Annotated in this window: 26 protein-coding genes; 2 read left to right on the forward strand and 24 right to left on the reverse strand. The window is 32.5% G+C overall.

Annotation, left to right across the window (positions count from 1 at the left end; all coding sequences use genetic code 11):
• Positions 1-4: 4 nt before the first annotated feature.
• The 20 genes from ACN6MX_RS11000 to ACN6MX_RS11095 all read right to left on the reverse strand — a co-directional run bounded on the left by ACN6MX_RS11000 (position 5) and on the right by ACN6MX_RS11095 (position 16,590).
• On the reverse strand, positions 5-262 hold the full coding sequence (locus tag ACN6MX_RS11000; RefSeq protein WP_419958966.1) for a hypothetical protein: 258 nt from the start codon (positions 260-262) through the stop codon (positions 5-7).
• A 65-nt stretch (positions 263-327) separates the two neighbouring features.
• Entirely contained in the window at positions 328-675 is a 348-nt protein-coding gene (locus ACN6MX_RS11005; RefSeq protein WP_419958967.1) for a hypothetical protein, read from the reverse strand.
• Complete coding sequence (locus tag ACN6MX_RS11010) at positions 675-848, reverse strand: hypothetical protein (protein WP_419958968.1); 174 nt, start codon at positions 846-848, stop codon at positions 675-677. The genes ACN6MX_RS11005 and ACN6MX_RS11010 overlap by 1 nt, the downstream gene beginning before the upstream one ends.
• A 66-nt stretch (positions 849-914) precedes the next feature.
• On the reverse strand, positions 915-1,724 hold the full coding sequence (locus ACN6MX_RS11015) for a N4-gp56 family major capsid protein (RefSeq protein ID WP_419958969.1): 810 nt from the start codon (positions 1,722-1,724) through the stop codon (positions 915-917).
• A 118-nt stretch (positions 1,725-1,842) separates the two neighbouring features.
• Complete coding sequence (locus ACN6MX_RS11020) at positions 1,843-2,463, reverse strand: DUF4355 domain-containing protein (protein WP_419958970.1); 621 nt, start codon at positions 2,461-2,463, stop codon at positions 1,843-1,845.
• Positions 2,464-2,537: 74 nt separating this feature from the next.
• Positions 2,538-3,455: a phage minor head protein gene (locus ACN6MX_RS11025; protein WP_419958971.1), complete on the reverse strand. Its 918-nt coding sequence runs from the start codon at positions 3,453-3,455 to the stop codon at positions 2,538-2,540.
• Between the two features lie 6 nt (positions 3,456-3,461).
• A complete protein-coding gene (locus tag ACN6MX_RS11030) occupies positions 3,462-4,931 on the reverse strand; it encodes a phage portal protein (RefSeq protein ID WP_419958972.1) in 1,470 nt (489 codons plus the stop codon).
• A 24-nt stretch (positions 4,932-4,955) separates the two neighbouring features.
• The gene (gene terL, locus ACN6MX_RS11035; protein ID WP_419958973.1) at positions 4,956-6,437 is read right to left on the reverse strand and encodes a phage terminase large subunit; all 1,482 of its coding nucleotides are present in this window, start codon (positions 6,435-6,437) and stop codon (positions 4,956-4,958) included.
• Positions 6,438-6,765: 328 nt separating this feature from the next.
• Positions 6,766-7,200, reverse strand: coding sequence for a hypothetical protein (locus ACN6MX_RS11040; protein ID WP_419958974.1), 435 nt, complete (start codon positions 7,198-7,200; stop codon positions 6,766-6,768).
• 78 nt (positions 7,201-7,278) lie between these two features.
• Positions 7,279-7,848: a recombinase family protein gene (locus ACN6MX_RS11045; protein ID WP_419958975.1), complete on the reverse strand. Its 570-nt coding sequence runs from the start codon at positions 7,846-7,848 to the stop codon at positions 7,279-7,281.
• Between the two features lie 196 nt (positions 7,849-8,044).
• Positions 8,045-8,515, reverse strand: coding sequence for a terminase small subunit (locus ACN6MX_RS11050; protein WP_419958976.1), 471 nt, complete (start codon positions 8,513-8,515; stop codon positions 8,045-8,047).
• 43 nt (positions 8,516-8,558) lie between these two features.
• Positions 8,559-8,864: a hypothetical protein gene (locus tag ACN6MX_RS11055; RefSeq protein WP_419958977.1), complete on the reverse strand. Its 306-nt coding sequence runs from the start codon at positions 8,862-8,864 to the stop codon at positions 8,559-8,561.
• A gap of 118 nt (positions 8,865-8,982) precedes the next feature.
• On the reverse strand, positions 8,983-9,135 hold the full coding sequence (locus tag ACN6MX_RS11060; RefSeq protein WP_419958978.1) for a hypothetical protein: 153 nt from the start codon (positions 9,133-9,135) through the stop codon (positions 8,983-8,985).
• 36 nt (positions 9,136-9,171) lie between these two features.
• Positions 9,172-9,501, reverse strand: coding sequence for a hypothetical protein (locus ACN6MX_RS11065; RefSeq protein WP_419958979.1), 330 nt, complete (start codon positions 9,499-9,501; stop codon positions 9,172-9,174).
• A 95-nt stretch (positions 9,502-9,596) separates the two neighbouring features.
• Entirely contained in the window at positions 9,597-10,535 is a 939-nt protein-coding gene (locus tag ACN6MX_RS11070) for an ImmA/IrrE family metallo-endopeptidase (RefSeq protein WP_419958980.1), read from the reverse strand.
• 16 nt (positions 10,536-10,551) lie between these two features.
• Complete coding sequence (locus ACN6MX_RS11075) at positions 10,552-11,115, reverse strand: hypothetical protein (RefSeq protein ID WP_419958981.1); 564 nt, start codon at positions 11,113-11,115, stop codon at positions 10,552-10,554.
• A complete protein-coding gene (locus ACN6MX_RS11080; RefSeq protein ID WP_419958982.1) occupies positions 11,115-11,306 on the reverse strand; it encodes a helix-turn-helix domain-containing protein in 192 nt (63 codons plus the stop codon). The genes ACN6MX_RS11075 and ACN6MX_RS11080 overlap by 1 nt, the downstream gene beginning before the upstream one ends.
• Positions 11,307-11,643: 337 nt before the next feature.
• Positions 11,644-14,334 carry an RNA dependent RNA polymerase gene (locus tag ACN6MX_RS11085; RefSeq protein WP_419958983.1) on the reverse strand — a complete coding sequence of 897 codons (2,691 nt, stop codon included), beginning with the start codon at positions 14,332-14,334 and terminating at the stop codon, positions 11,644-11,646.
• A 314-nt stretch (positions 14,335-14,648) separates the two neighbouring features.
• Positions 14,649-16,127: a DEAD/DEAH box helicase family protein gene (locus ACN6MX_RS11090; protein ID WP_419958984.1), complete on the reverse strand. Its 1,479-nt coding sequence runs from the start codon at positions 16,125-16,127 to the stop codon at positions 14,649-14,651.
• A gap of 253 nt (positions 16,128-16,380) precedes the next feature.
• The gene (locus ACN6MX_RS11095; RefSeq protein ID WP_419958985.1) at positions 16,381-16,590 is read right to left on the reverse strand and encodes a hypothetical protein; all 210 of its coding nucleotides are present in this window, start codon (positions 16,588-16,590) and stop codon (positions 16,381-16,383) included.
• Positions 16,591-16,951: 361 nt separating this feature from the next.
• Between ACN6MX_RS11095 and ACN6MX_RS11100 the strand changes: the two genes are divergently transcribed.
• Positions 16,952-17,572, forward strand: a complete 621-nt coding sequence (locus tag ACN6MX_RS11100) for a hypothetical protein (protein ID WP_419958986.1) — start codon at positions 16,952-16,954, stop codon at positions 17,570-17,572.
• Positions 17,573-17,785: 213 nt separating this feature from the next.
• Here ACN6MX_RS11100 and ACN6MX_RS11105 read toward each other — a convergent pair whose 3' ends face one another.
• From ACN6MX_RS11105 to ACN6MX_RS11120, 4 genes are all read right to left on the reverse strand, one after another.
• Positions 17,786-18,454 (reverse strand): hypothetical protein, encoded by a 669-nt coding sequence (locus ACN6MX_RS11105; RefSeq protein WP_419958987.1) that lies wholly within the window; start codon positions 18,452-18,454, stop codon positions 17,786-17,788.
• Positions 18,455-18,492: 38 nt separating this feature from the next.
• Positions 18,493-18,999 (reverse strand): hypothetical protein, encoded by a 507-nt coding sequence (locus ACN6MX_RS11110; RefSeq protein ID WP_419958988.1) that lies wholly within the window; start codon positions 18,997-18,999, stop codon positions 18,493-18,495.
• Positions 19,000-19,071: 72 nt separating this feature from the next.
• Positions 19,072-19,317: a hypothetical protein gene (locus tag ACN6MX_RS11115; RefSeq protein ID WP_419958989.1), complete on the reverse strand. Its 246-nt coding sequence runs from the start codon at positions 19,315-19,317 to the stop codon at positions 19,072-19,074.
• Positions 19,318-19,445: 128 nt separating this feature from the next.
• A complete protein-coding gene (locus ACN6MX_RS11120; protein WP_419958990.1) occupies positions 19,446-19,625 on the reverse strand; it encodes a hypothetical protein in 180 nt (59 codons plus the stop codon).
• A 162-nt stretch (positions 19,626-19,787) separates the two neighbouring features.
• Here ACN6MX_RS11120 and ACN6MX_RS11125 point away from each other — a divergent pair, with 162 nt between their 5' ends.
• Positions 19,788-20,009 (forward strand): helix-turn-helix domain-containing protein, encoded by a 222-nt coding sequence (locus ACN6MX_RS11125; RefSeq protein WP_419958991.1) that lies wholly within the window; start codon positions 19,788-19,790, stop codon positions 20,007-20,009.
• Positions 20,010-20,031: the final 22 nt, after the last annotated feature.

The following is a 20,031-nucleotide window of genomic DNA, read 5'->3' on the forward strand; positions in this document are numbered from 1 at the left end:
TCAATTACTGCTCAATTACTGTGCCACTCAAAAACTTTAATTCTACTTCTAAATGATGATTGCGACCCATTGGATTGTCTGGATATGTAACCTCATATACACGATTGTTATTACCGTTACAAGTGATCCAGTCACCAATTTGAATATTTTCAATACCGCAAATTAAAATGTGCGTAGATTCTTCCACCATCTTCATGGACATCTCTTTTGTGCTACCTGACAATAAATCTATAACACCGCCAACATCAAATTCTTTAATCATCGTAAACACTTCACGATTAAGCTTAGTTAAAGTAGTTTGTTTGCGATAAACACTAATTAAATCCATCATCGTATACCAGTAATAGGGAAGAACTGAATCTTGTCCGATACTTTCGAAGTGTCTGCTTTATAAGGCTCTAGCATTACTATTAGATAAGTAGGAATGCTATCCGAAAAAGTTGTAGATTCTCGTGACAAGCTATAACTTTTTAAGCCTGCATCCTTCATAAAATATTCAATTAGCTTTGAAACAATAAAAGCAAGCCCTTCATCTATCTCATCTTCAGCAGTAATTGGTTTACCAATGTGCATTGAAACGAATTTCAATACAGATGGAATTAGTGCTCCTATTTGAATATCTTTTGTATTATCAAAAATACCTAGATAATCCTTAACTACATCAAAATTAAGCATTATTTTTCACCTTGCTTTGCTGTTTGTCTTCGGTTATTTTTCTTTTGGTCTACCTTTACTTCTTTCTCTTCAGCTTCAGCAACTTCAACCTCTACACTAGTTTCAGTTACCTTAACTGGTGCTTTAGTGTCTTCTGCAACTTCTTTTTTATCGTGATATCTACGTAACATCATGAATTTCCACCTCCAACTTAAAAGTAAAAAAAGAGTAGCACTATGCTACTCTCATCAAACAAATAATTATTTTCCTACAACTAACTTAACTACTTTTGATTCATTTTCTAGTGCTGTAACATAGTGTTGGTCTGCTGCTAGAACAGTAGTTTTCTTTAGGATGTCACGGTCTGTTTCAATTTCTACGTCACGTTTAAGATAGATAGCTAATGCTCCTTCTTTTACAATGAAGTTAGTGTAAGTGTTTGTTTCTGCATTAAATGGAACTTTTGAAGATGTTACTACTTGAGCTCCTGCAATTTCACCTACTACACCTTTCATGAATGCATCTGGTACATTACCAAGATATTGAGAATCTTTACGTAATGTAGACTTTTGGTTTGGATGGATGAATAAAATTTTCACTTCATCATCTTCTTCACCAAATTGATCGATAGCATCTACAATAGTATCGTAAGAAATTTTAAGACCAGTAACAAATTCTAAAGTAGCCGTCTCAAGCGCTGCTACACAATCTGAATCTACTTTATCAGCAATAGATTTTTCTAATTGATCTTCTGATTCAGAAACTGGATCACCATGACCAGAAAGAGCTGACTCATCTGTAATTTCAATTGCTTTTCCTGCTTTTTTAACTTTAGCGGATTGACGTGAAGTAGTTAGAACTGTTGTTCCGATAGCAACACCTTCAGCGACATCTTCAGCTTCACCGATGTATTCGAAGCGTGGAATTGTAATTGTATCTCCTGGTTGATTTACTAACGTTCTATCAACACGTGCAACAGGTGCAAATTTGATTTTCTTTGGAAGATTCGCTGAAATCATATCTGCCATTACTTCTGGATTTACTAAGTTCGATAATTTTGTTTGTGTCATTTAAGAACACTCCTATTTTATATTTGTAGTACTTTTATCTTTAGGGTCTAAAAGTCCGAAACAAGACGGCATAAAAAAGAGACAACTTCAATTTAGAAGTTGCCTCTTATATCACTATTTATTTTTTTAGTTGTTTATATAGCTCTGGATTTTCGTTAAATAACTTCGTTCTCTCAGTAACATTCATTTTATTGAAATCTTCTTTTGTAACTGTTACTGCACCATTACCATGAACGTGTTGTGTACCACTTGCTTTGAAAGTATCATTTACTTTTGCAGCTACTGCACTATCGAAAACATTTTTAAAGATGCCAATTCGTTCAATAGTTGATGCTTCATCACCTGTTACAACAAATTCAGCAACTTCTAAAGGTAAAGTGTTCTTAGCTAGATGTTCTATAGCAATATAACGCAATTTATCTTTCTTCAAAGATTCGTTTTCTTGTCGTAACAAATCCTCTTCATGTTGTTTCTTATCTTCAGCAGACATTTTAGCTACTTTTAAATCCTCTAATTCTTTTTCTTTATCTTTTAGCTTCTTAGAGTAGTCTGAGCGAACTTTGTCTGTTTCTGATTGAATCATTTTCAGAACATCTTCTTGTGTCAATACTTTAGATTCTGTGTTTTCTTCATTACCAGTAGTTGTTGAATCCTCATTTGTTTCTGTAGTAGTGGTTGTATCTGTAGTAGTACCTTCTTCAGCAAAATATTGTAAATTCAATTTTAATAAGTTTTCCATTTTTATTTTCTCCTCTTGTTATGCAATTCGATTTCCCTCAAAAGAGTTAAATTTAATGCATCCCATTTTATTTTTTAGGTTAAATTTTCTTTCCATTCATCGTAATTCTTATAAACGATTATTTCGCCTTCGCCTGCTTCGTTACGCGCTCTACGAACGGTAGGCTCAAATCCATCAAATATTGCTATCATATCGCACCTACATTTGATGTCTTCTGAAGCAACACCGAACTTACCTGGTGCTAGTGCTTCATTTCCATTTCGAGAAACAAAGTATTCATCTACCTCTATTGTTTGACCATCTAAATTTCTATGACTATTACGTGTTCGAGAATCTAAAGTTGAAAGCCATCTTTTTTTCATGACTACCCCTTTTTCTCTTGCACGTTCCATAGATTTCAAGTTGGCTTCTTGTAAGCTTCGATGTGTTTCAGTTTGAACAATTGTTACTGCTTTGTTCTTACCTATATCCATTCTTTTTGTTAGCTCTCTAGCCATTGCATCATAGCCCCATCCTAGAACAAGACCACTCATTACAGTTTCCCTCAATTGTCTTACAAGCAATGTATTGTTATCAGTAGCTCGCTCTGACCATTTGATAGTGTCCATATTGTTATTAATGACTTCCTCTAATAACGATGGATGTATCTTGTTGTAAATGGACATACCTGCTAATAATTCAATTGAATGACCACGGGAATAATATGACTCTTTAAATACTTCCGTAATAGCTTCTTGGGTATGTTGAATTTGTGTTTTGGTAAGGCTTTTAATATGTTCCATCAACTTATTCTCTAATTGAGTTAATCGCCCATATTGTTGTATCGTCTCACGTTTAACAAGACCATTCTCCCCATACTGTTCAAACATGTCGGAAACATCTAATTTCATTGCTTTTAATGTATTTAAATACTCTTGAGCTATATCACGTTCTTTTTTGCTTTGTATCGTTTTAATTAGCTTCTGATATTTTACATACTGATTTTTATTCATTATTTATCACTCATCTTTAGGTAAATTATCTAAATTGTATTCTTTATCTACAGGAGTATTCGGGTCTGTATATGGAACGGAATACGCTTCTGCATCTTTTTTCATTTCTTCTAATTCATATTCAACATCATCAATGAATGATAGCAATGTTAAACGAGTACGCTCAGAAACTTTTCCTTGTAACAATCCAGTTACTTTAGCTTCATACTCATAATCCACAGGTAGATTACGCTTGAATGTAAAGAACACATCCAGATAGTACACATTCACTTTGCGTTTCTCCCATGTAGATGTAACAATTTTCATCATTTCAGACAATGAACGCTTGAATTTCGATTCTAATGAGATACTTTTATTGGATAACGCTTGTAGCTTATATTGCAATGCGATTCCTGAAATATTGCCAAATGATTCATCTAAGAAATCTACAGACTGTGAAAAGCGTTGAATGTTCCCTTCCACACGGTCAAGGAATGAATCACCAAATGTAGGATCTAATTGTTTCGTGACATATCCAATTTTAGAGCCTACAGGAATATGAAAAGCTCCTATTTTTTTAACTTGTTCCATTACTTTCTCATCTGGCATTTCACCTTCAAAATACATATAAGCAAGTAAAAACCCATTCAATTCATTTGAATTATTGGATAGAACAGTATCATAGTTGTCGATTAAATCTAATACTTTTTCTAAATCGGATTGACTTTCTTCATTGTTTTGAAAGAATACAAAAGGACAATAATCAAATAAATGCATTTTAGGATTATCTGGATAACCAGCAATATTTAAAACGAATTTTTCACCTTCTGATTTAGTGTCTTGTGAATTTTCTACAAAATAAAAAACCTGTGACCCATCGTAAAATTCAACGTGAGTTACAAGTTCATCATCTATGTTGTATTCAATATAGTACCGCAAAGCATACTCTACTTCCTTATGTTCATTCAGAAGGAATATCGTTTCATATGGCTTCACATTTACCACTCGTTCAAAGCCATTTTTGTCTATATACATCTTACGACCTGCATGACCACACACTGCTAATATCTTAGTCATTTCTGAATCTAAATCATGCATATTATTTCTCAAAATAAAATCATTGATTGTTTCAGCGTGTTTCTTGTATTGACCTAGAGAAGTTGTATTTAACGCTTTTCTTACTTCTTCATTACTTTCATCTTTTCCCACTTCATATTTCGTTTTGTCTAAATCATAGTTAATCGGAATCCCTGCAAAGTAACCTACTTTTTGATTAACAATAGAACCAAAGAAATCATTTGCGATTTTTTCATTTGTTACATACTCAGGTAGCTCTCGATGTTTAATAGGAACTTCACCTTTATACCTTTTCCATAACCCTAGTGTTTTTTCAGCAATAGGAGAATGATCCGCAATTAATTCTTCAATCATGATGCTATTAATGGTAGCTCCATTATTTAATTTTCTTCGTATCTTATTTTGAATAGCAGTATTCACTATCTCAACCTCTTTTCTTCCTATTTAATAGTTATATATAGATTTAACTGCCGTAATTGGTTTAGCAGTATTTTCAATGGTCTCTACCAATCCAGTGATACAGTCTGCGCTATCATCGAATTTATTTTTCTTGAATTCACGTTGAAATGAAATCAATGCAAGATAAAATTCATTCCATTTGCTCAACCAGTTACTAGGGAAATAAACTAATCGCTCCACTGCTGAAGACATGGAAAGAATGCGTGATTCTTTATTCTTTGATTGGTGAAATGGCTTGATAGTAGTTAGATGATTATTGAATTCTCCACGCAGTATTCTTTCTACTGAACGTGCGAAGCCTTGACCACCATTATTCGATTCAATATGTGCAATATTTACCTCATGCTTATTTAACATTTCAGCCGTTTGTCTTTCTGTTATGCTCATATCGTCTTTTGTATAAAGAACATCTAAAACAAATAATTCCTTTTGATAAACACCTGCTACAATTGCACAAAGGTAATCACTACCTTTATCCGCAGTATCTATATAAGCAATTATCTTTTCAAATATAGGTCTGTTTAATTCATCTGTTGGAAGTTTTGTATATTGTTTAAATGAGGAGTATAAACGTCCGTAGAAATCGAGTGGTTTTTGTAAATAGTTAGCTGAGAATATCAAAGGAGACATTATTTCTCTAATGGATATGTATGTATCCCAATTACAAATTTCATCACATAGCATTTCTTTTTTAGCTTCATCAATGCACGCTGGCATCGTCAATACATACCAATCATCTGGATTCTTAGAAATCAACTTTCCACAAACGTCAGAAGTTGCCCACCTTGTAGAAATCATAATGGTAATACCACCTTGAGACTTTCGAGACAAGAATGTATTTGCATACCATTCAAATAAGTGTTGTAATTCCTTCTCATTGAATGCCACATTATGATCCTTTATTAAATCATCGATAATATGGATGTTTCCTCGTTTACCAGTAGATGAACCACCAGGAGAAGTAGCTGCAAAAGACATATAATTTCCTTCTACTGCCCAATGCCCTGCTGAACTATTGCCATGTTTCAATTTAATTTCTGGATAGATGTCACCATATTGAACACCAAACGATTCTGGTGATTTACCTTCTGAAATAAATCCTCTTACTTCTTTACTGAATAATGTAGCGAAATCTTCATTGTATGAAGCTGTCATTATTTGATTCTTCAAGTTATCGCCCAACATCCACGCACTAAACAATTTAGCCATATATGACTTACCAAATGAAGGAGGGAGATTGATAGAAATATTCTTAAATTGCTCGCCATTCTTCTTTAATAAATTGCCTTGATATAATGATTGCAACGTATCACATATTTCTTTCGTATATCCTTCCTTACCTTTTGTAAAGAATTGAGGATTTATGACTTTACAGAATTCGTAAAAGTTTTCACGTGCCTTCTTTATCTTCAGCTCTTTTAATAAAATAAGCTTTGCCAATTTATCGTCTTTCTTAATAACACTCAATACAATTCCCTCCTTCTTTCTTTAGTTTTTAGACATAATAAAAGACACCTCATTGACTGAAGTGCCTCGTTTGTTTTCTTATTTAATTTGATTTATTCTTTATAAGTTTCAATAGAATAAAGTCACACATTTTCCATAATCCTATTCTTCCTACCATTACAGTAAATAGCCTATTCAATCTAAGCAAATTAAAACTTAAAGTATCTCTTTCACTCATCCAAATATCACCTTCCATTTTAAGATACAAAATCGTTGATTAGAGTCGTCTTAACACTCCCCCTCACAATGTGTCTCCGAACTCATTCAAATGGATATTTTCTTTAGATAATTAACTTGCAAATAGTTTAGCAATCATTTCTTGTTGTGGCATTCTGTTTGATGATTTGCTATCCATATTTAGTTTGAGCTTCTTCTTTTTAATTTTCTTTTGCTTACCTGTTCTTGTTCCTCTTGGAACATTGTAACCATTGTAAGCATCATATTCACGTAATGCTATTCGATAAAATTTAAGTAGTTCATCTTTTCCATTTGAACAATCGAATTGCATTATGACTTCATATTTAAATGAAGCAAAGCCTAACTCTCTCATTTCACAATACAGATACTTATCCTTCTGTGTTCCATTCTTTAGATTAGATTTATCCCTACTAATTACCGATTCAATTGGAATAGATGAATTATAACCAATGAATACCTTCTCATTCTTATCGTTCGTTATCTTATATATGTAACCCTTTGATTGTCTTACCTCATTAGTTGTCATGTTAATTTCCCCTTTTTTGTTTTGTTTATTTCCATAATAAAAGACCTCACAATTGTGAAGTCATAAGGTTGATACTATTTAGCTTTGTACTTTCCTCTTATTAATTTCCTTGTATAGTTTGCCTTGTGATATGCCCACCTGTTGGACTATCTCCTTGATACTATAATCATTAGAATCATACATCTTTAAAGCCGTCTTAATCTTATCTTCATCTAATGAAGGTCTTCCCATTCTAACCCCTCTAGCTTTAGCTGAAGCCATTCCTTCTTTAGTTCTGTCAACAATCAAGTCACGTTCTAATTGAGATATAACCGCTATCATTCCTAACATAGCCTTACCTGTTGAAGTAGATGAATCAATGTTCTCCTTTAATGAAACAAAGTTGATACCTCTCTTATTCAAATCATCAATGATTGTTAGGATGTCTAATGTGTTCCTACCTAATCGACTGATCGATTCAACAACAACTGTATCGCCTGTTCTAACAATGTCCAACAACTGATTTAATCCTACTCTATCCTTCTTAGTACCAGTATACTTTTCTGTTATCAGCTTATCGTATCCATACTTTTCTAATGCATCTAACTGTCTAGCTAACTCCTGTTGTTCTGTTGATACTCTCGCATATGCTATCTTCTGTACGTTCATATGAAGCAACTCCTCTGATTTGTATTGGTTAAATACATCATATCAAAGAAGTTACTTAATGTAAAGCTTTAATGTAATATTAAATGTAATAAGTTTGTGTAATAATTACATATTTCAAAACGGCTTCATATCAACGTTTATAAAGTAGTAGTCATGGCTACCAATTTGTTACACAATCCATCCTTTAATGTAACGTTTACTTCACTCGTTTAAGATTAGGCTTATCGTCTGAATCATCATTCATTGATTGAATATACACTTCTAGCTCTTCAGCAGACATCTCTTCAACTTTCTTTTCTAAATCAGAATATTTGTTGTGAGTAACCTCTTGCTTCTCTGGTGCATAGTAACCATTCATCTTATTAATAAGATCGATAGCTTTTAATTGGATTCCTTCAGGACTATTCAACAACATAGCATTTAATTTAGTCAATAATGCTTCTTTCGATAAATCAATATGACTAGCAGCCTGTTGTTTAAGAATGTCGATATATTTCTGAATTTTGTCCTCCTTCAATAGTCGGCTTCCCTGGCTTCCTGCTGTTCTTTCACTATACCCTGCACTTTTAGCTGCCTGTGTCGCATTGAATCCGTTAGATACATAGTATTCACAGAATGCCCTCTGTAGCTCATTCAAATCATTTTTAACGCTATTAGTCTCTTCCACATAAACAACCCCTATCCTTGTTCTTACCTTTATGTCAACTCATTTATTCATTTTTAGTTGACACACCAAGACTCCCATTTTCTTTATTTATTCTCTTAAACTCAATTAATCCTTCAAGATTGCCATAAGCGTAATACAAAGGTGTTTCATGTCCTTCTTCAACCATATCAAAGTGTTTACTGTAACCAATATAAGTTACTACACCTTCACGAAAATTAGTTATCGCATCAATAATTAATACATCACTTAACATCAATCTTACAGTGTCTGGATAATCCCTTATCAATTCTTGAGCAACACAAATCTTACCCACACGATCAAATAGTTCATTCTGTTCACTCTTATCCATTTAACCTCATCCACCTTTTATTTTTTCTTCATCATGTAAATGTAAGTGTAAATTCGTAAACAAATATTCAAATACGTCAATTTTAATTGTTTTTTTAATCTATCCATGATTACTCCTATCAAAGCATTTCATTTATTGCTTTTAAATTGTCGTCAATTCTGTAAGCTCTTTCTATCATCAATTCCAGATGCAAATTTTTAATTTGGTCTTGTAAATCATATATTGTTTTCTCTAATTCTTTTATGTTTGTTTTAGTTTTCTTGTTTGCCATTTTTATCTTCCCCTTTTAAATTTAATTGGTTGGTCTTCATTGAAATAAGCCTGTCCAATAATAATCAACTTCTTTTTCCACAATAATTAATTGTCCTAGCCTACTATTAAGATGGGTAGATCCATTTCCTTCACTTGTTACATACGTGTAGTTGTCTAATTTATTGTTTTGTAGTCCTTTGTCGTTAATATTGATATAAACATTTAGATTTTTATTCACATGTACAATTTCACTATTTACTAATACCGTACAAGGCTTTTCAACATGCAATTTCACCTCATGAAAGTCATATAAGTAATAATTTGATGGGATAATGTTTTTATTCCCTTTATCGCTGTTTTCTGTTCGCTCGCTCCATACATACATCTTCTTTTCCTCCTGCTATAAATCAATCCATAAAAAAACAGAACCATCTATAATTAAATAGATAACTCTGTTTTTCCAACCTTTAAGCTCTTATTTTAATTTCTCTTTGTTGTCATCTTGCCATCTTGCTTTTTTATTTCTATATAAAGATCCTTTAAAACTTCATTGGCAAGACTGTCTGCTACATTTTGAGCTTCTAATTCATCATTCACTAATAATTGACTTAATTGCTTTATAAACTTTGGATTATCTAAAATAATCATTGATGCTACATTACTAAGCGTACTGACTATTTCCTCTTCTATTTCTGAATTAACTCCATCGTGTCGTTTGAACATTTCATCAAATCTCATATTAGAATAACCAATCATTCCATGCAAAATTTCATGTACAATAGTGTTTAATTTACTGTGATTGCTCATGTTTTTTTCATACTGGATGGAATCATGCTCATGATCGTACACACCATTTATAGAATGAAAATCCTTATTTCCTTTATTCAAAGTTCTTGAGCTATTTGTTATTAAATGTTCGACTTCATCAACCGGTATCATCCGATGTCCAATTTTTATAACGTTATCTTCAATACTTTCACTATAACTAAAAAACAATAGTTCCTCTAATTCTTGATTTTCATCCAAAAGAGTAGTGATTCTGGATATGACATCTTCAGTGATGTTTCCATGTTGCTCTACACTGAAGAAATCAAATGTTTTATTAATTACAGCTTTTAGAATAAGCTCTCTTAAATCACTATCTTCAGTAAACGTTAAATATCCACCATCAGGATGAGATATTCGTTCACCGTACTGTACCAATTGAACGTCTAGTTCAAACAATCTGAATTTCCCTTTAGATTCAATATCAGCAAATGATTTATTGCTTGCAAAAAACCTTTGTAAGCCTTTAATTAATGTTGGATGAGTGAAGCCAGATGTGTATAGCATTGACCATACTGCATCTTGCCCAGCTCTTCTATTTCCCTCATTCTTTTGTTCTTGGTAGTATTTTAATAGTGTCATTAGCTCAACCATTTCTCTTTTCCCCTTTTTATAGAAGTAGCATGAATCGAAACTTCATTCGATACCCGATATACCCCTCAAAGCCTTCTTTTAATCCATCGTCAAGACGGTCAATTCCTTCAAATGACATTTTCCCTATACCAGTAATAGCTTTATTATGAATTAAATTTGAAATTCTATCTACAACTTTTGTTGCTCTGAAATCACTAGCATCATAGTCAGTATGTACATACACATCAAAAGTTAAATTTTGAAACGCATTTGTAAAACTGGTGCTTCCGTTAGTGACTATTTTCTCAGTATTTTCAAGGTAATGACATACTCTACATTTTGCATTTTCCATGTTCAAATCATTGGTTTTTGGCGTAGATTTAATCACATCTGAAATAATTTCAGCAGCATTCATTTCTTTTGCTCCACCAATACCAGACACTAAAGGACTTTTAGAACCTAAAATGTTTGGTCTAGCTCCTGTTTTCGTAACATCGTCATTCATATTTTTTGCTTTGTAAAAGAGCAATTTCAATAATGTTTCATCTGTAATTAAAACATTATGAATGTCTTTAATATGGGTTCCCAGTTGTAATACCATTAGTATACCTCCTCCTTTTTATTCAAAAATTCTTCTAAATTTTTTACATTATAAATTGACATGTTGCATTTGTAATTCAAAAATTGCGACAACAAAGATGTAGATACATCAATCTCACGTGCAACATCCTGTAAACGTAAACCTTTTTTCTTCATTGTAAAATACAACTCTAGGCGATCCTCTTTATTCATTATTTTTCCTCCTAACTATTAAATAAATTTATTTTTTTAAACTAAAAGGTGTTCATTGCAACTTTCGAAACAATGAACTGGAAGACAACTAATACATCTACACAAGTTAACAAAGTTAAATTTGCGTTGCCAAAAGAGGAAAAGGTAACTCAACCTCTTTATGGCGATATTTTTGATAAGTAAAATTATCATTAATAAACTATTAAAATAAACTATAAAATCAAAAGGGGAAGAGAGCTATGACAACTCTCTCCACTAGGCAATCTATTACTATAGTAATAAACGATGGGAAAATTAGGATTAAAAAAGGTTTATTTTAATTAAAATTCTTAACTTTTTAAATAAAACTATTGATAAATATTTCTTTTTGTGATAAATAAAGAGAATTTAATAGTCTGCTGTTTTTTACCTCTGATAAATCCGCATCTTTTTTGGTCTTCTTGCTTCCCTCTGATAGCATTTTTGATAAAATTGCATACATCGTTATTGGTTTAACCTTAAATTTTTTGATTCGCTCATGAAATAATTTCACAAGCTCATCTGTTTCACGATATGTTTCATCGTTTCGCTCTCCCATACTTAACACATTGATTTGACCAATAAACTCATCAGCAATTTCACTTAGTTTATAATACTGATTATAATTCGTTTTACTGATGTCATGTTTAACTAAAAGGCTCTCTGTACTGATTACAGACGTTTTCTTTGCTCTAGGTATCTCTGATATCACTTCTCCTAAAAAGTCCATAGGAGTCATATATGATTTGTATTTAACTACTTTCTTCTTGTCTTCATCGCTTGCGTTTTGATCTATATTCTTAAAGAACATCGGCTTATATACAGTAGTTTTCTTTTTGCCGTCTGCATTAATAACTTCATCTAATGGCATGTATTGTTGTAAGAAGCTTTGAATGATCGCTATTTCACTACGAACGTTCGTTTTGTACATCCTCTTAGCTGCATCGATTGTTAAACCACTCAAAATTGTTACAATATCAACCTTTTTCATTACTTCTTTTGCTTCTTCAATTCTGTTTTGAGATAATAAATCCCAATAAATTGAATTAGCTAATTGTCCCAAATTCACAACCGTGCCAATAAGGAATTGCGACTGTGATAATTTGCTATCAATTACGCTCATATCTTCATTTGATAGCACGTATTCCGTTGAATCAGCACCTACCCCATTAATACACACATTGTAGCTTTGGCACTCTTTAGCAAGTCGTAGGAGTGTTTTATCATTTGAACAAAAGATTGTGTCAGAGTCATAATCGCTGCCCGAAAGCAAATCTTGAAGTTCAAATCCGATACTATTCACCGCAACAACATTTTTACTTAAATTAAAGTATTTGCTTATCAATTTATTAGAAACATTTTTCGCAATAAGAACATTGGAAGCACTTGAATGAGGATTTCTGAAGCCTACTAATTCATCTCCTTCATTAAACAAAGAAGAAACAACCTCATTCTCTTTTAAGCTATATGGTTTTTCATTGTTTACTTCAAATTTGCCGATTGAATGCAATAACATTTCATATGGGTTACCGAATAAGACTAGATAGTCACCGACTACTCGCACCTTTCCTTTTTTCAATCTTTGTGCATACTTATTGATTTTTGTTGCTTTATAATCCTTAAAGAAAGGAGTTTTCGCAATGTCTGGATTGTGTTCATATAGAGCTATATACATCTCATTAGCGTTTCTGTCGTCTTTTGTTTCGATTAAATGCTCAATGAATGCTTCTTCATTGTTTTTAAGCTCATCAATATATTGTCTTTCGATTGCAGTTAGTTCATAAATATCTTTTTTAGTGGCTGGTAGACTATTTATCATTTGATAGCTCATCTGTTGCAATGGCATTCCGTTTTCAGCTTCTCCACGCTTAGATTTCTTTTCAGTCTTACATACTCCCCATTCACCGATATTTGTTTTCCAGTGCTCATATATCTCATTTTTTGTCATTTGAACATCATTAGCAAACTTTAAAATTTTCACTGAGTTAGGTGTAGTAATCATTCGTACTTCTTTAGCGAGTATTTTATTGCCGAACATATCCTCTAAATACCATTCATCATATTTTTGACCTGTTGGACAATTGTTTTGTAAGAACATTTGAATATTCGTATTGAATGCTGCACTTTTATAAAATGAATTGCGTAATAATAACATGCTCACACCATCATCGTAGAAAGATGAATCTAAAAGCGATTCACCATCCCAGATGCTATTTTTAATTGTTACCTCATCGCTATTTGACTCTAATTTTCTATTAACTGTTGCAATTAAATTTACGTTCTTTTTAAATTCTGAATCCACATCATCAATCAACAATATAGAGTTAGGATCAATTTGAATCGTATCAATAATTGATGAACCTACCAGGCTTTCGTACGATAACAACGATGCTAAATCAATCTTAGAGCCTTTTTCAAACGATAAATTTAGTCTTGACCATGAAATCATGTCCTCATATAAGTCTTCACGGATAAATAAACATTCTCCAGTACGTGATTTTGCAGAAGACCTCTTGTATACAACGTACTTCTGACTTTTCCCCTTTTCATCTACAATAGTAAATCCATTAGAGTAAAAGTGACTTCGTAATTCATCTATTCCCATTCCGTTCCACTTGTTGAGATGTGCTTCCGATTTAATAAGCTCAATAAATTGCTTTGTATTAGCAATAGTAGTTGTTAATTTACCGTGTTTCTCTTCAGATTCATCTATCTTTTCTAATTCGGATTTTCTTTCCTTTAAGCTCTTATTCAACTTTTCAATCAATTCTTGTCCTGAATTCACTTTAAATTGAAACTTTACGTTTATTATCGAATCGGATAATAGTTTATCTATGTTACGTTTAGATGAGAATTCTTTAAAGCTCTTTTGCTTTCTCAATTGAATTAGCTCTAAAGAGAAAGGAATCATCCCAGTGTAGCTCACTTGCATATGCTCTTCACGCTCAATGTGGTTGAAAATTGAAGAAGCTTCTATACTACGGATATAAGTCGGTTTATTGTTTGTCATTGTTATTTCCCCTTTTTTGTGTGTAATTTAATAGTTTGTTAATATAAAATTTAATACTTGATTTTTGACTTATAAACATTTATAATAGAAACTAGATAAGTGTTCCCATTTTTAATCTATAAAATCAAAAAAAATAATCGATTCGAAACGTTGAACGCTAGTGAAACTTTGAGAAGCGCAAAAGATATGCCAGTATCAATTGCAATAAAAACCTTTGTTCACAAAAGCTAAAGCGTTTGTTCACATCTCTATTTTTTCTTTAGCCCCCTTATTTCGTATAAAGCTTATATAGAGGTTTATACATTTTAGGGGGGCTAGCAATCCGATAATCGTCTCACTCTCCAAGCTGACTTATACTTTTTTCGTTTTCCATCTACTGTTTTACTTGTCTCAAACTGATCAATCAGATAATTAATCTTATTTTCTTTCAGCATACCGTTTAATGTCTCAATCCCTCTTAGCAGTCTGTTGTTCCTACCATCTCGAACATTTAATACTTCAACTAGTTCATTTCTATCTTCTGCTTGAAGCATTACCTTACCGACCATCTTATCAAGATAAACCTCTAAAGATTCCTTCTTTTCATCCTCTTCAAATACTGAATACTCCTCAATTCCAAATAACTCTTTCATATAAGGAATGTAACCATTTTCTTTCATTCTTTCGATTTCAATAAGATCGGTCACAACTTTGAAAAACATTAGTTCATTCAGCTTCTTTTCTATGCCATCTTTTGTTGGTTCATCGTACACAATATGACTTTTATCATTTTCACGATAGTACTCTCTAACGAATTTCTTTTGACCATGCTCTTTAAAGTAGTAACCCATTTGCATTTTCTTTCTGTTCTGCGTTTCCAATCCTCCAAGCTGCTGTTTACCAATTGCTTTTACATGTAGAACAATATAATCATCTTTACCTTTCAAACGTTTACGACCAATGCACTGTATCAACGTCCCAGTATCGTCAACATCAACAAATATATGATTAAGTTCATCATCGTGAATATTTACCCCTGCATCCATTACAGATGTTGTAAAGAGAATGAGTTCCTCAAATCGTTCATTTTTCAGTAGTTCATTAATTTTTTCTTCCTCTACGTGTTTATAATGCTTGTCACCTTTACCACAGTTGAATAAAGAGTGATCCTTATATTTCTTATGAAGCTCATAAGCCTTTGTAGCTGACTGTATAAAGAAAATTGCTTTCTTGTTATGTTTAATAACATCCTCAATGTAAGTTTCAAGTGTTGCATCTTTATAAAAGAACTCCAGATGTTTAATGAAGCTGAAATCTAATGGAAGCTCATAGTTGATAGTAGCTAGCCCCTTATGTTTGCTATCGCTGAGATAGTGCTTCATATTGTCGCCTGTTGCACTCATGAAAATTTTAATTGCATTTGTTTGCTCTAGGATTGCATTTAATGATAAATCAGTATACTTGTTAAAGGCTGCATCACCCATGAAGTAATGGAATTCATCACAAATAATGTAATCATATTGTCGAAGTTCATAAATGACTCCGCCTCTTTCAACTGCTTCTATTGACTGGTAAGTCCTAATGTCAATTACATCTGTTTTACTTAGCTCTTCTATTTCCATTTGGAATTGATCCACACAATTCCTTCTGTGAATTAACATTAGTATTCTCTTTTTATCTCTTTTAGCAATTGCGTAAAGGTTGTTTTTGACAAAATAACTTTTCCCAGCGCCTGTTCCTGCTTTAATCAAAACAACATTTTCACTACTCCAACTTTCAATTTCCTTAATTGTTACCTTTTCCGATACCCTCATGTAAAACCATCCTTAAAATTAGTATTTTGTTTTTAATGTGCAATGTCTTACTATTTCGAATCATATCTCTGTAAAGTTTCGTTCAATTTGTTATCTTTAATGTATATCCAGTAGGGATAACCACTATTTTTGTTGATTCCTTTTTCAATCCAACCCACATTATTTTCATGAAAAAAACGTCTCAATCTTGGTGAATAGCAATAGAAAAAATCTTTTAGCTCTGTTAACTGCATGTACCATCTTCCCCCTTTATTTAATCTTGATAACGCTCCATAAATCTTTCAAGCTCCTTTAATCGCTCTATACTGAAATCAAATATTCCTCTTCTCCAATTGGAGAAGTTTGAGCGTTCCATGTTCAACTTGTTTGCTATGAATGTCCATTTCATTCCATTTTGTTCAGCTATCTCCGTTATTTCACTTCTGACTAATTCATTTCTCTTCTTTTGGTCACTTGGTCTCATTTACTTTCACCTCCTTTTAAAAGTTTAGTAATGTAAGGTTATATATTTTCGTATAGTAGATAGATAAAAAAATAGGCTCATAGTTTTATTATAGTCTCGTTTCCCGAAAAAACCAACCAGATTTGAAAAGTTTTTCTTGACTAAAAAATTGACCTGTGTTAAAGGTGGGAAAACCTATCTCTCAGAGGGTGTGCCAATTTTAAAAATCGTTCTAAAGTACTATATTAATCTATAACCACCTCTCAATATCTAACTCTTTTAAACGGATTGAAGGTTATGAATTTTGCATATCCAATCTAATGAAATGAGAAATAATTCCTTTTCTATGTTAATATAGAGTCATAATAAGGGGGAATGGCTTATGGATTTCGATACTATGATAGATGAAAAGAAGTTACAAAAACAACAAGTAGTTAAACAAATGGAAGAAAAGAAACTTGAAATACTTGATGAACTAGTGACATTTGTAAAAGATTGGTATGATAAGCAGATTCTCAAAACTATCAAAGAGCATTCAGATATAGTAATGGACCTTGGTGATGAAAAGGCTAGAGAACTTAAAGATACAACCATTACTTTAATTGATAATACCCATGATATAGTTATGGAGTATGTAAATAAACCAAATTTATGGTGGCATGAGCAAGAAAATAACAATTCTTACTACATATCAAGTAACAAGATATTACCCGAATTAGAAGCACCAATTAAGCATATATTTGGTGAACTGGGTTCTATTCTTTTGAAGTATGGATTGGACGGTGATCCAGCGAGACATTCAAACACATGGGTGAAGGATTATAGTAATGGTAATGGTAAAGTGAAATATGCATACGGAGTTACTTACTCTCCTAAACTTTGTAAACTTAGTAATGAGTATGTAGATTTTTTAGATCTTTGCAAAAAAATTAACGGCGAAATAGCATCAGTTGAGGATAAAAAGAAAAGAGAAAACGTTGAAGAATGGTGGAAAACTTTATAACACTAGGGGTTATAAGTTTAATGAAACATAGTCCATAATGGAGGCTATTGTTGATCGCGCCATGCATTAAAATTAATACTAATTAAGAGAGCATAATCGCTCTCTTAATTTTTTTTGTTATATATTAATTTAGCAGAGGTATAAGATTCAAGCTATTTTGAAATGTGCCCACTTCGACACGCTGGAACTTCTTCAGTTTTAACTCGCTGTGACTTAATCTTCGTACAATAGAGCACCATTATTTATCAAGAATTCTGCAACATACTTATTGCATTTAGTTTTGCTTAGTATTTCCCCTCCCACTTTCAGCTTTCCTCTGAGATCATATTCTAAAAAGAACTCTGCGGCTTCAATAGGAGATAGAAATGTTAAATTAAATGGATTATTATCAATAACTTCAGCTTCTATTGTCACCTCACCTTCTGAACCGACCTCTACAAGCGCTCTATCAATTTTTATTTTAGCTTCAAAATTTGCTTGAAAATGCTGTTCTTTATCCTCTATTCGTTTAATAGATACTCCGTTTATTTGTTGAAAAGGACGGAGTTTTCCGTTGACTGATACAACATCTGCTACTAATTCAATTCCATTTTGTGCTGCTTCTGCGACATCGGCTTGAGAAATATATTCATTACGAACTTTAAGATACTCTTTATACAAACTATATACTTTACCTTTTTTACTAAATTTATTTGAACGAAGTCGAACTTGATGTACCTCATTTTCACCTGTACGAACACTAATCGTTCCTACAATTTGCTCTACTGTTTCACCAGTTTGAGAATTTGTATATGATTTTTCCTCAAGATTCTTCTCCACTAATGTTCCTACTACTGTTACTTTATTTGAACCCTCTTTTAATACTTTTTTAGCTTCTGTCATTTTAACATTTCCCCTTTTTTCTCTTGAGCACCATCTGTTTAACTAGCTTCTTCTATTTTGAATTGTGCTGTTGTTAAATTGATTGGTTCATTAGATGGATCATTGTCTGTGAATTGAACTGCTGTTACTGTGTAGTCGCCAGGAGTAAGGTTATCTTCAGATAGACTTAACACTGATTGATATCGCTCTCCTGCTTGCTCAGTAGTGTCAAACATGTCATTTATATAGACAAACGTTTCTTTGCTGCCGTCAAAATTATCGTAATTTATTCCAATCTGAATCACGCTATCACCTTTAGAAACGAATAGCACAGGAATATTTCCTTCGGATGAGTCGCCTGCTGGAGTGTTAATAGTAATAGTAGCATCTCCTTTTGGACTAGTATCAGTAGGGAAAGGATGCTCACTCTCTTTTGCAACAGTTTCTGTATCTTCTGCTTGTTCTGTTTCTACTACTTCTACATCTTCTTTTTCAGTTGTTCCAGATTCATCATTTCCACATGCTGCCAATAATACAATTAACGAAAATATTAATATTTTCTTCATATAATCTCTCCATTTCTATTTTCTTCTATTATGAATTCTATAGTAACACATGTATGGAAATAATTGGTTTATTTATTGTGCAGCTTCTTCATCTTCCCATTGCTTTTCTTCGTCAATCCATTCAGCATCGTTTAAATGAAGCTCAACTTCTTTTAAAACTGTTTCAGCCCCAAATTCATTTTTCAGATTGAATTCATGAGTAGCAAGTGTCATGTAATTAAAGAAGTTTTTAACCTGTTCTGGTGTAAGGCTTGTAGTTGCTGTGAATGTGTAAGATACGAAAGTTTGTGCTTCTTTTGCTACGATTGGTTGTGTCATTTTTATTTCCTCCATAGTTTGTATTTTAGTTTGAATGCTAGTTCGTATAAGCTCGATTTCTTTTTCCTTTGACAAATTGGGGGATGCTCTATATTTCTATTATCATATAAAGCATTCGCCAACCTACTTCACCATAATTTTGAAGTTAAAAAGTAGCCGATAATTTCTTCTAGAGAGGCTTTCCCCAGTGTATCAATTGTCTCTTCATCCTGTATTTTCTTAGCCATAATCAAACGATTGGACTTAAACTTTTCTAATTTTACCAAATGGTCTTCTGACAAATTTATTTCTAAGTTAACTGAAAGCATCTTTTTCCCTCCATTTCCTTTATTTTCTTTTGTTAATTAATACTTTATCGCATATACGTTAAACTGTCAACTATTTATTTATCGTATTTGCGATAAATCTTTATTTACCTTTATGCGATAAAGTGTTATAATAAGAGTATAGGAAAGGAGTTTATAAATACGATGAAAAAAGTTGAAATTCTTTTAGGACAAATCCTAAAAGAAAAGAAGATGACACAAGGTGAATTTGCAAAGATTGCAGGTTTAAGACCTAACGCAGTAAGTAATCTTTCTAGGGGCTACGTTGATCGGTTATCAATCGAACACTTAGAAAAAATCGTAAACACTCTGGATTTAAACGACATTAACGAAATCATCACTCTCAAAGAAGTTGAAGACGAATAACACTTAAGAGGTAACTGGACAT

The sequence above is a fragment of the Psychrobacillus sp. BM2 genome (genome assembly GCF_048572895.1).
In the GTDB taxonomy this organism is placed as follows: domain Bacteria; phylum Bacillota; class Bacilli; order Bacillales_A; family Planococcaceae; genus Psychrobacillus.

Coding starts and splice junctions, on each gene's coding strand:
- ACN6MX_RS11000 (WP_419958966.1), bottom strand. CDS start 262: ATGATTAAAGAATTTGATGTTGGCGGTGTTATAGATTTATTGTCAGGT.
- ACN6MX_RS11005 (WP_419958967.1), bottom strand. CDS start 675: ATGCTTAATTTTGATGTAGTTAAGGATTATCTAGGTATTTTTGATAAT.
- ACN6MX_RS11010 (WP_419958968.1), bottom strand. CDS start 848: ATGATGTTACGTAGATATCACGATAAAAAAGAAGTTGCAGAAGACACT.
- ACN6MX_RS11015 (WP_419958969.1), bottom strand. CDS start 1,724: ATGACACAAACAAAATTATCGAACTTAGTAAATCCAGAAGTAATGGCA.
- ACN6MX_RS11020 (WP_419958970.1), bottom strand. CDS start 2,463: ATGGAAAACTTATTAAAATTGAATTTACAATATTTTGCTGAAGAAGGT.
- ACN6MX_RS11025 (WP_419958971.1), bottom strand. CDS start 3,455: ATGAATAAAAATCAGTATGTAAAATATCAGAAGCTAATTAAAACGATA.
- ACN6MX_RS11040 (WP_419958974.1), bottom strand. CDS start 7,200: ATGACAACTAATGAGGTAAGACAATCAAAGGGTTACATATATAAGATA.
- ACN6MX_RS11045 (WP_419958975.1), bottom strand. CDS start 7,848: ATGAACGTACAGAAGATAGCATATGCGAGAGTATCAACAGAACAACAG.
- ACN6MX_RS11055 (WP_419958977.1), bottom strand. CDS start 8,864: ATGGATAAGAGTGAACAGAATGAACTATTTGATCGTGTGGGTAAGATT.
- ACN6MX_RS11060 (WP_419958978.1), bottom strand. CDS start 9,135: ATGGCAAACAAGAAAACTAAAACAAACATAAAAGAATTAGAGAAAACA.
- ACN6MX_RS11065 (WP_419958979.1), bottom strand. CDS start 9,501: ATGTATGTATGGAGCGAGCGAACAGAAAACAGCGATAAAGGGAATAAA.
- ACN6MX_RS11070 (WP_419958980.1), bottom strand. CDS start 10,535: ATGGTTGAGCTAATGACACTATTAAAATACTACCAAGAACAAAAGAAT.
- ACN6MX_RS11075 (WP_419958981.1), bottom strand. CDS start 11,115: ATGGTATTACAACTGGGAACCCATATTAAAGACATTCATAATGTTTTA.
- ACN6MX_RS11080 (WP_419958982.1), bottom strand. CDS start 11,306: ATGAATAAAGAGGATCGCCTAGAGTTGTATTTTACAATGAAGAAAAAA.
- ACN6MX_RS11085 (WP_419958983.1), bottom strand. CDS start 14,334: ATGACAAACAATAAACCGACTTATATCCGTAGTATAGAAGCTTCTTCA.
- ACN6MX_RS11090 (WP_419958984.1), bottom strand. CDS start 16,127: ATGAGGGTATCGGAAAAGGTAACAATTAAGGAAATTGAAAGTTGGAGT.
- ACN6MX_RS11095 (WP_419958985.1), bottom strand. CDS start 16,590: ATGAGACCAAGTGACCAAAAGAAGAGAAATGAATTAGTCAGAAGTGAA.
- ACN6MX_RS11100 (WP_419958986.1), top strand. CDS start 16,952: ATGGATTTCGATACTATGATAGATGAAAAGAAGTTACAAAAACAACAA.
- ACN6MX_RS11105 (WP_419958987.1), bottom strand. CDS start 18,454: ATGACAGAAGCTAAAAAAGTATTAAAAGAGGGTTCAAATAAAGTAACA.
- ACN6MX_RS11110 (WP_419958988.1), bottom strand. CDS start 18,999: ATGAAGAAAATATTAATATTTTCGTTAATTGTATTATTGGCAGCATGT.
- ACN6MX_RS11115 (WP_419958989.1), bottom strand. CDS start 19,317: ATGACACAACCAATCGTAGCAAAAGAAGCACAAACTTTCGTATCTTAC.
- ACN6MX_RS11120 (WP_419958990.1), bottom strand. CDS start 19,625: ATGCTTTCAGTTAACTTAGAAATAAATTTGTCAGAAGACCATTTGGTA.
- ACN6MX_RS11125 (WP_419958991.1), top strand. CDS start 19,788: ATGAAAAAAGTTGAAATTCTTTTAGGACAAATCCTAAAAGAAAAGAAG.